This is a genomic window from Streptomyces sp. NPDC058678, from assembly GCF_042714835.1.
Classification (GTDB): domain Bacteria; phylum Actinomycetota; class Actinomycetes; order Streptomycetales; family Streptomycetaceae; genus Streptomyces.
In genome coordinates this window covers 1-9,214 of record NZ_JBHXSG010000139.1, presented here as the reverse complement: position 1 = coordinate 9,214, position 9,214 = coordinate 1, and the positions used below count along the sequence as shown (strand labels likewise).

The window sequence follows — 9,214 nt, the reverse complement described above, 5'->3', positions numbered from 1 at the left end:
GCATCCGAAACCCTTCGTCTGGACGAAGACCGCTGACGAGATCCTCGACAAAGTAGCCGCCTACTGCCGACGAATCTCTGACTCAGGTCACTAGGTGACCAACCGTCCGCGCTCCAGGGCGAATTGGCAGGCGGTCGGACGCGCCTTCGACGGACCGGGGGGCGGTCCTCGGCGCACCCTCCTAGGGTGACCGCATGAGACTCTTCGCCGCCGTACTGCCACCCGAGGACGTGGCCGCCGAACTCGCCGCCGAGGTGGCCGGGTTGCGCGGGCTGCCCGGTGCGGACGCCCTGCGCTGGACCGGCCGGCCGGGCTGGCACTTCACCCTCGCGTTCTACGGCGAGGTGGCGGACGAGCTGGTGCCTGACCTGTCGGCGCGCCTGGAGCGGGCCGCCCACCGCACCGCGCCCTTCCCGCTGGCGGTGCGCGGCGGGGGTCAGTTCGGCAAGGGGCGTGCGCTGTGGGCGGGCGCCGAGGGCGACCTGCCCGCGCTGCGGCTGCTGGCCGACCGGGCGGAGGCTGCGGCGCGCAAGGCGGGCGTGGAGATGGGCGAGCACCGCCGGTACAAGGCCCACCTGACGGTGGCCCGCAGCCGGGACGACGTGGACGTACGGCCGTACCTGGAGGCCCTGGAGTCGTTCACGAGCCGCACCTGGACGGTGGACGAGCTGACGCTGGTCCGCAGCAACCTGCCGACATCGGGAGTTCCGGGCGAGCAGCCCCGTTACGAGGCGGTCGCCCGCTGGCCTCTCGGTGCGGCCGGTTAGGCTCGGAGGCGTGGACCCGAAAACCCGGAACCGGATCATGGCCGGTGCGCTTGTGCTGATGTTCGTCGTCGTTGCCCTGGCGGCTGCGCTCGGCAGGTAGCTGCCGAGCGGGGAGCGCCGGGGAACCGCACGTTGTTTCGCCGACCGCGGGCCGCGAGCGGCTGGTCGCGCAGTCCCCCGCGCCCCTTCGGTGTGCTACCAGGCGAAGGCCTCCGGCGACGGGCCAGGACCCGGGAAGACCTCGTCCAGGCCGGCCAGCAGTTCCTCGCTCAGCTCCAGCTCGATGGCCCGCAGGGCCGACTCGAGCTGCTCGGCAGTGCGCGGGCCGACGATCGGGCCGGTCACGCCGGGCCGGGTGAGCAGCCAGGCCAGCGCGGCCTCGCCGGGCTCGATCCCGTGCTTGTCGAGCAGATCCTCGTACGACTGGATCTGCGCCCGTACGGCCGGGTTCGCGAGCGCGTCGGCCGCCCGTCCGGAGGCCCGCCGGCCGCCCTTGACCTCCTTCTTGAGCACGCCGCCGAGCAGGCCGCCCTGGAGCGGCGACCAGGGGATGACGCCGACGCCGTAGTCCTGCGCGGCCGGGATGACCTCCATCTCCGCGCGGCGCTCGGCGAGGTTGTACAGGCACTGCTCGCTGACGAGGCCGATGGTGCCGGAGCGCCGGGCGGCGATCTCGTTGGCCTGGGCGATCTTGTAGCCGGGGAAGTTGGATGACCCGACGTAGAGGATCTTGCCCTGCTGGACGAGCACGTCGATGGCCTGCCAGATCTCCTCGAAGGGAGTGGCACGGTCGATGTGGTGGAACTGGTACAGATCGATGTGGTCGGTCTGCAGCCGCTTGAGGCTGGCGTCCACCGCCCGCCGGATGTTCAGGGCGGACACCTTGTCGTGGTTGGGCCACGCGGCCGCGCCGTCCCCGGCCATGTTGCCGTACACCTTGGTGGCGATGACGACCTTGTCGCGCCGGTCGCCGCCCTTGGCGAACCAGTTCCCGATGATGCTTTCGGTACGGCCCTTGTTGTCGCCCCAGCCGTACACGTTCGCCGTGTCGAAGAAGTTGATCCCCGCGTCCAGTGCCGCGTCCATGATCGCGTGACTGTCCGCTTCGTCGGTCTGCGGACCGAAGTTCATGGTGCCGAGCACCAGTCGGCTGACCTTGAGTCCCGTGCGTCCGAGCTGCGTGTACTTCATGACTGCCTAGCCAACGACCTGGAGTGCGCTCTATGCAAGCAGCCTTGACGCTAACTGGAAGTTAGTGCTTTCCTTCGGGAAGTATTAACTTGAACTTTCAAGGTCTGGAGCATCGATCGTGACCCCCACCACGCCCGCGCGCCGCATCGTCGTCGCCGCGCTCGCCGCCGGCGCCCTGCTGGGAACCGCCGCCGTACCCGCCGTCGCCGCCCCGTCCGCCCACCACTCGGTGCGCTACGGAGAGGGAGTGCGGCTCGACTACCAGAAGGCCGTTGCCGTACGCGTCCTCAAGGGCGTGTTCGAGCAGGGCGACACCGCGGTCGTCGACCGGTTCGTACGGCCGGACTACATTCAGCACAACCCGCTCGCGCCCGACGGCGCCGAGACCCTGAAGAACCTGGGGGCGGGTCTGCACCAGCAGTTCCCGGACGCCGAGTACGACATCAAGCGAGTCATCTCCGAGGGCGACCTGGTCCTCGTGCACTCCAACGTCGTGCTGACGCCGGGGACCCGGGGGTCGGCCGTCTTCGACATCTTCCGCTTCCAGGACGGGAAGATCGCCGAGCACTGGGACGCCGCGCAGAACGTGCCGGAAACCACGGCCAACGGCAACGACATGTTCTCGACGATGAGTCGGCCGCGGACGGAGGCGCCGGGGTCGCGGTGGCTGACGGCGTACAACAAGAAGCTGGTGACCGAGGCCTTCGACCAACTCCTCGTGAAGAAGGACCTGTCGGCGATCGACACGTACTGGGGCACCGAGTACCACCAGCACAACCCCGGCATCGCGGACGGCGTGGCGGGCGTGAAGGCGGGCCTCGGCGGGTACTTCGAGGCGTTCCCGCAGCTGTCCGTCTCGCCGAAGCGGATCGTCGCCGAGGGCGACCTGGTCGCGGTCCACAGCCACTACGTCAACGCGCCGGGCGAACGCGGCCAGGCGGTCGTGGACCTCTTCCGGGTGCGGAACGGGAAGATCGTCGAGCACTGGGACGTGCTCCAGGACGTGCCGGCCACTTCGGCGAACGACAACACGATGTTCTAGAGCCGGCCGCCCCGCCGCCGTGCTTCAGCCGTCGTACGGCTCCGCGAGGCCCCACGCCTGGTGCATCGCGTCCGCGAAGGCCGCCGCGACCTTGTGCTCGCCGCTCGCGTTGGGATGCGTGCCGTCGTAGGTGTCCGTGTGGATGTCGTACGACGCCGGCGGCGACGCCAGCAGCAGGGGTGAGCGGGGTTCGTCCAGGTCGGCGACCGTCTTCGCCAGCAGTTCGTTGAAGAGGGCGACCTGCTCGGCGAAGGCGGTGTCCGACTCGGCGAGTGTGTTCGGGATGACCGGGAGGACGACCGTGCGGACGCGCGGGTTGGCGGTTCGGGCCTCGGCGACGAAGCGGCGGGCGTTCTCGGCCGTCTGTTCGGCGTCGGTGTAGAAGCCCAGGTCGATCAGGCCGAGCGAGACCAGGAGGACGTCCGCCCGGTGCTCCCGTACCGCCTCGCCGATCAGTGGGGCCATGTGCATCCAGCCCTCGCCCCAGCCCGCGAGGTGCGAGCGCGGGAAGTCGGGGTCGGCGTACTCGTACGACGTGGGGGTGTCGGTCACCTTGTCGTACAGCGCCTCGCGCGGGCCGACGAGGGTGAACGGGGCGCCGTACGTCTCGCGCAGGTGCTGCCACAGCCGGTAGCGCCAGGTGTGTTCGCCGGCACTGCCGATGGTCTGGGAATCGCCGACGGGCATGAACCTGAGCATCCGCTCATGATGAACGATCGGCGGGCCGGCCGGGGTGTGAGGACCGCCACCCATCCGTGGATCGCGGCGCGGGATGGCAGGCTTGGGGCATGCGTCGCTCCCTTGCCTTCCTCGCCGCGGGCTTCCTCGTCGGTGCGCTTGCCCTGCCGGCCTCCGCCGCCGACGGCGGCAAGGAGTTCACCATCACGGACCCCCGTATCACCGAGTCCAGCGGGCTGGCCGCCTCCCGCCAACACCCCGGCATCTACTGGACGCACAACGACAGCGACGACGGGGCCTACCTCTACGCCGTCGACAGCGGGACGGGAAAGACCGTCGCGACCGTCACCCTGACCGGGGTGGGCACCCCCCGTGACGTCGAGGCCATCTCCATCGGCCCCGGCAACGAGATCTATGTCGGCGACATCGGCGACAACCTCGGCGGCACCTGGCCCTATGTGTGGATCTACCGACTGCCCGAGCCCAAGGAGTTGCGGGACCAGACGATCCGGGCCACGCAGTACGTCGTGAAGTACTCGGACGGGGCACGGGACGCCGAGTCCCTGGTCGTGCACCCGAAGACCGGGCGGGTCTATATCGTCGACAAGAACGAGAAGGGCGGGCACCTGTACGAGGGTCCGGCCGAGCTCTCCGCCTCCGGGACCAACGTCTTCAAGCCCATCGCCCCCGTCGCCGACCTGGAGGCCACCGACGCGGCCCTGTCGCCCGACGGTGAACACCTTGTCGTGCGCAGCTACTTCGGGGCGATCGCCTACGACTGGAACGACGGGAAGATCAAGCGGCTGGAGCGGGTCGGCGTGCCGTTCCTGGGGCAGGGCGAGTCCGTCACCTACACCGACGACGGGTCGACGCTCATGTTCGGCGCCGAAGGGGCCGACAGTCCCGTGAAGCCGGAGGACGCGCCCGGGGACACCGGGTCCGAGTCCCCCTCCGGCAGGGAGAGTTCCGCGGACGGCAACGACACCGGAAGTGACGACGGCGGCAGCAACGTCAAGGTCGGCGCGATCGCCGCGGCCGTCGCCCTGGCGGCCGTGATCGGCTTCCGGCGGCTATTCCGTCGCCGTTCGTGAACCCGCTGCCCGCTCGCCCGCTGCCTTCGCTGCCCGCTCGTCGACGAACACCTCCAGCCCGTCCAGGATCCGCTGCAGCCCGAACTCGAAGTGGTCGAAGTCGGAACCCCAGGTGTCCTCGGCGAGGGAGGCGAGCAGGGGAAAGCGGCCCGAGGTCATGATCTCCTCCAGCATCGGCGCCTGGGCCTGCCAGAACTCCGTGTCCGTCAGACCCGTCCGGCGCTCCGCCTCCCGCTGGTACAGCTGGGTGCGCGCGGCGCCGACGACGTAGCCGTCGATCATGATGACCGCCGAGACCAGTTCGGGGTCGGTCAGCCCCATCGGCTTGATCCGGGACAGCACCTTCTCCATGCCGTCGAGGGCGCTCGGGCCGAGGATCGGCCGGGACTGGTTGACCTGGAGCAGCCAGGGGTGGCGGCGGTAGAGCGCGAGGGTGGCGCGGCCCATGGCCTCCAGGGCCGAGCGCCAGCCGCCGTCGCCGAGGTCGGCGGGGTTCTCCGAGGGGCGCTGTACGCGGTCCAGCATCAGGTCGAGCAGTTCGCCCTTGCCGGGCACGTACCGGTACAGGGACATGGCGCCGGTGCCGAGCTCGGTGGCGATCCGGCGCATGGACACCGCCTCCAGCCCCTCCTCGTCCGCGACCCGGACGGCGGCTTCCACGATCCGGTCCAGGGTCAGGGCCGGTTTGGGCCCGCGGCTGGGGCGCCGGCCGGTGTCCCACAGCAGTTCCAGGGTGCGGACGATGTCGCCGCTGCCACTGGTCTCCGTACCGCCCTTGCCGCTCATGGAGCCCAGCTTAAGTCCTCGCGGAAAAACTGGGTACACCGTACTCGCTATCGGGTACGGTGTACCCAGTTACCGAGAAGGGGGACCCATGAGCGACGGATACGCCGTGCGGGCCGAGGCCCTGGAGAAGCGCTACGGCGAGAAACGCGCCCTCGACGGCTTCGACCTGGCCGTCCGCGAGGGCACCGTGCACGGCCTGCTGGGGCCGAACGGCGCGGGCAAGACGACCGCGGTCCGCATCCTGTCCACGCTCGTCCGGCTGGACGGCGGACACGCGACGGTGGCCGGCCTCGACGTCGCCCGGCAGCCGCGCGAGGTGCGCGCCCGCATCGGCCTCACCGGGCAGTACGCGGCAGTCGACGAGGTACTGACCGGACGCCAGAACCTGGAGATGTTCGGCCGCCTGTTCCACCTGGGCGGCAGGCGCGCCAAGCTGCGGGCCGTGGAGCTGCTGGACCAGTTCGACCTCACCGACGCCGGCGACAAGGGCGTCGGCGGCTACAGCGGCGGCATGCGGCGCCGCCTCGACCTCGCCGCCTCGATGATCCTCGCCCCGGCCGTCCTGTTCCTCGACGAGCCGACGACCGGCCTCGACCCGCGCAGCCGCGGCGAGGTCTGGGACTCCGTACGGGCGCTGGTGGCGAGCGGCACCACCGTGCTGCTGACCACGCAGTACCTGGAGGAGGCCGACAAGCTGGCCTCCCGCGTCACCGTCATCGACCACGGCCGGGCCATCGCCGACGACACCCCGGACGGGCTGAAGAACCGCATCGGCGGCGACCGTATCGAGATCGTGGTCGCCGAGCGGTCGGAGATCCCGAGGGTGGTCAAGGTCGTCGCCCGCGTCTGCGACGGCGAACCCGAGGCGGACGAGGCCGAGTTGCGGGTGCACGCCCCGGTGACCGACCGGGTGTCCGCGCTGACGGAGGTGGCGCGGACCCTGCAGGACGAGGGTGTACGGGTCGAGGACATCGGGCTGCGCAGGCCGAGCCTCGACGACGTGTTCCTGCGCCTGACCGGACACCGGACCGAGACGACCGAACAGACCGAAAAGAGGGCCGTCGCATGAGCGCCGTCGACCTGACCGGCCAGGACGCCCGCGGCCGCGTGTACTGGGCCCTCGCCGACTGCTGGAACATCGTCCGCCGCGGACTGACCCACTACCAGCGCCAGCCGATCAACATCGCCTGGCAGTTGGGCTTCCCCATCCTGTCCGTCCTCCTGTACGGCTATGTGTTCGGCAGCGCCATGCAGGTGCCCGGCGGCGGGGACTACCAGGACTTCCTGATGCCCGGGATGTTCGTGATGACGATGGCGTTCGGCTTCATCAACACCGCCACCGTCGTCGTCTACGACTCCACCAGGGGCGTCATCGACCGCTTCCGCTCCATGCCGATGGCCTCGTCCGCCGTGGTCGCCGGCCGCGGGGTGACCGATCTGCTGGTCGCCTGCGCGGAGTTGGGGATCATGATGGCCACCGCGTTCGCCATGGGCTGGCGGCCGGACGGCGGCTGGGGCTTCCTCGCCGCCTTCGGACTGCTGCTGTGGCTGCGGTTCGCGCTGATCTGGATCGGCGTATGGCTCGGGCTGCTGGTGCCCAACCCGGAGGCGGCGGGCGGGCTGTTCGCGGTCGCCTTCCCGCTCACCATGATCTCCAGCATCTTCGTCGCGCCTCAGCTGATGCCCGACTGGCTGGGCCATGTGGCCGCCTGGAACCCGATCTCCTCCACGGCCGCGGCCACCCGCGAGCTGTTCGGAACGCCGGTCGGGACCGGGGACTCCTGGGTCGAGCAGCACGCCCTGCTGATGGCCGGGGTGTGGCCGGTGGTGCTCACGGCGATCTTCCTGCCGCTCGCGGTACGGAGGTTCCAGAAGCTGAGCCGGTGACGGCCGGCGCACAAGGGGACGTCGGCTGTCTTGACGTGTTCATGGGTGATGGCTTCCATGGGGGGTGCGTGGTGCGGTGGGAGCGCTCCCATCGGTTCCGGGCCCGCGCCTCCCGAGAGGAAGCAGCGACGTGTTCCACAGCTTGCGAAAAGCGCTGTGCGCTGTTGCCGCGGCGCTCCTGTTACCCCTGACCGCAGCCCAGACCGCCGACGCGGCCGAGGCGGCCGAACCGGGGGCGGGCTACTGGCACACCAGCGGCCGGCAGATCCTGGACGCCGCCGGGCAGCCCGTCCGGATCGCCGGCATCAACTGGTTCGGCTTCGAGACCGCCAACCACGTCACCCACGGCCTCTGGGCCCGCGACTACAAGAGCATGATCGACCAGATGAAGTCGCTGGGCTACAACACCCTCCGCATGCCCTTCAGCGACGACATCCTCAAGAGCGGTACCGTCCCCGACAGCATCGACTTCTCCGGCGGCAAGAACGCCGACCTGCGGGGGCTCACCTCCCTCCAGGTCCTGGACAGGATCGTCTCGTACGCCGGTCAGGACGGCCTGAAGGTCATCCTCGACCGGCACCGCCCGGACGCGGCCGGCCAGTCGGCGCTCTGGTACACCTCGGCGGTCCCCGAGTCGACCTGGATCACCAACCTCAAGGCCCTGGCGACCCGTTACCGGGGCAACCCCACCGTCATCGGCATCGACCTGCACAACGAGCCGCACGACCCCGCCTGCTGGGGCTGCGGCGACACGACGAGGGACTGGCGCCTGGCGGCCGAGCGGGCCGGCAACGCGGTGCTCTCCGTCAACCCCGACCTGCTGATCCTCGTCGAGGGCGTGCAGACCTTCAACGGCGTCTCCGGCTGGTGGGGCGGCAACCTGATGGGCGTCGCCGAGTACCCGGTACGGCTCGACGTGCCGAACCGGGTCGTGTACTCCGCCCACGACTACGCCACGAGCGTGGCCCAGCAGAGCTGGTTCAGCGACCCGTCGTTCCCCGCCAACATGCCGGGCATCTGGGACAAGTACTGGGGCTACATCTTCAAACAGAACATCGCGCCCGTGTGGGTCGGCGAGTTCGGTACGACACTCCAGTCCACGGTGGACCAGAAGTGGCTGGCCGCGCTGGTGACGTACCTGCGCTCGACGTCCGCGTACGGCTCGGACTCCTTCCACTGGACCTTCTGGTCCTGGAACCCCAACTCCGGTGACACCGGCGGGATCCTCAAGGACGACTGGTCGACCGTGGACACGGTGAAGGACGGATACCTGGCGAGCATCAAGGCGCCGGGGTTCCCGGCGGGCGGTGGCGATCCCACCGACCCCGGTGACCCGGGGGGTCCCGGCGGCGGCACGGCCGCCTGCACCGCCGCCTACACCGTCAGCAGCGACTGGGGCTCGGGCTTCAACGCCGAGGTGAAGGTGACCAACCCGGGCACGACCGCGCTCAAGTCCTGGAAGGTGACCTGGACCTGGCCCGGTGCGCAGAAGGTCACCAGCATGTGGAACGCGTCGTACACCCAGTCCGGGGCGACGGTGAGCGCGGTGAACGCCTCGCACAACGGGGCGGTAGCGGCGGGCGGTTCGGCGAGCTTCGGGTTCGGGGGCGCGCCCGGGGGCGGGGGTGTGCCGGCGGTGACCTGCATGGCGACCTGAACCAGCGCGAGGCACGAAGAAGGGCGCCCGGCGTACGCCCGGCGGCCCCAGGGGTGCCCAGGGGATTATAAAAAAATCCACGCCCACCAGACCCACTACGCACGCTGAATCCGGC

General features: G+C 70.1%; 9 protein-coding genes. 6 read left to right on the top strand and 3 right to left on the bottom strand.

Going from position 1 to position 9,214, the window contains the following annotated elements:
• Window positions 1–194 precede the first annotated feature (194 nt).
• Complete coding sequence (gene thpR, locus ACFWWR_RS47700; protein WP_383870746.1) at window positions 195–767, top strand: RNA 2',3'-cyclic phosphodiesterase; 573 nt, start codon at window positions 195–197, stop codon at window positions 765–767.
• A gap of 195 nt (window positions 768–962) precedes the next feature.
• Here thpR and ACFWWR_RS47695 read toward each other — a convergent pair whose 3' ends face one another.
• Window positions 963–1,958: an aldo/keto reductase gene (locus ACFWWR_RS47695; RefSeq protein ID WP_383870749.1), complete on the bottom strand. Its 996-nt coding sequence runs from the start codon at window positions 1,956–1,958 to the stop codon at window positions 963–965.
• Window positions 1,959–2,076: 118 nt separating this feature from the next.
• Here ACFWWR_RS47695 and ACFWWR_RS47690 point away from each other — a divergent pair, with 118 nt between their 5' ends.
• Window positions 2,077–3,000: a nuclear transport factor 2 family protein gene (locus ACFWWR_RS47690; protein ID WP_384310619.1), complete on the top strand. Its 924-nt coding sequence runs from the start codon at window positions 2,077–2,079 to the stop codon at window positions 2,998–3,000.
• A gap of 24 nt (window positions 3,001–3,024) precedes the next feature.
• Here ACFWWR_RS47690 and ACFWWR_RS47685 read toward each other — a convergent pair whose 3' ends face one another.
• A complete protein-coding gene (locus ACFWWR_RS47685; protein ID WP_383870755.1) occupies window positions 3,025–3,699 on the bottom strand; it encodes an SGNH/GDSL hydrolase family protein in 675 nt (224 codons plus the stop codon).
• Window positions 3,700–3,788: 89 nt separating this feature from the next.
• Here ACFWWR_RS47685 and ACFWWR_RS47680 point away from each other — a divergent pair, with 89 nt between their 5' ends.
• Window positions 3,789–4,769 (top strand): WD40 repeat domain-containing protein, encoded by a 981-nt coding sequence (locus ACFWWR_RS47680; protein WP_384310617.1) that lies wholly within the window; start codon window positions 3,789–3,791, stop codon window positions 4,767–4,769.
• On the opposite strand, the gene ACFWWR_RS47675 is transcribed toward ACFWWR_RS47680, so the two are convergent.
• The gene (locus ACFWWR_RS47675; protein WP_383870759.1) at window positions 4,749–5,555 is read right to left on the bottom strand and encodes a TetR/AcrR family transcriptional regulator; all 807 of its coding nucleotides are present in this window, start codon (window positions 5,553–5,555) and stop codon (window positions 4,749–4,751) included. The two genes, ACFWWR_RS47680 and ACFWWR_RS47675, sit on opposite strands and share 21 nt — an antisense overlap.
• A gap of 88 nt (window positions 5,556–5,643) precedes the next feature.
• On the opposite strand from ACFWWR_RS47675, the gene ACFWWR_RS47670 reads away from it, so the two are divergent.
• From ACFWWR_RS47670 to ACFWWR_RS47660, 3 genes are all read left to right on the top strand, one after another.
• Window positions 5,644–6,624 (top strand): ATP-binding cassette domain-containing protein, encoded by a 981-nt coding sequence (locus ACFWWR_RS47670; RefSeq protein ID WP_384310615.1) that lies wholly within the window; start codon window positions 5,644–5,646, stop codon window positions 6,622–6,624.
• A complete protein-coding gene (locus tag ACFWWR_RS47665) occupies window positions 6,621–7,442 on the top strand; it encodes an ABC transporter permease (protein ID WP_384310614.1) in 822 nt (273 codons plus the stop codon). The genes ACFWWR_RS47670 and ACFWWR_RS47665 overlap by 4 nt, the downstream gene beginning before the upstream one ends.
• 130 nt (window positions 7,443–7,572) lie before the next feature.
• Window positions 7,573–9,099: a cellulase family glycosylhydrolase gene (locus ACFWWR_RS47660; protein WP_384310613.1), complete on the top strand. Its 1,527-nt coding sequence runs from the start codon at window positions 7,573–7,575 to the stop codon at window positions 9,097–9,099.
• Window positions 9,100–9,214 lie beyond the last annotated feature (115 nt).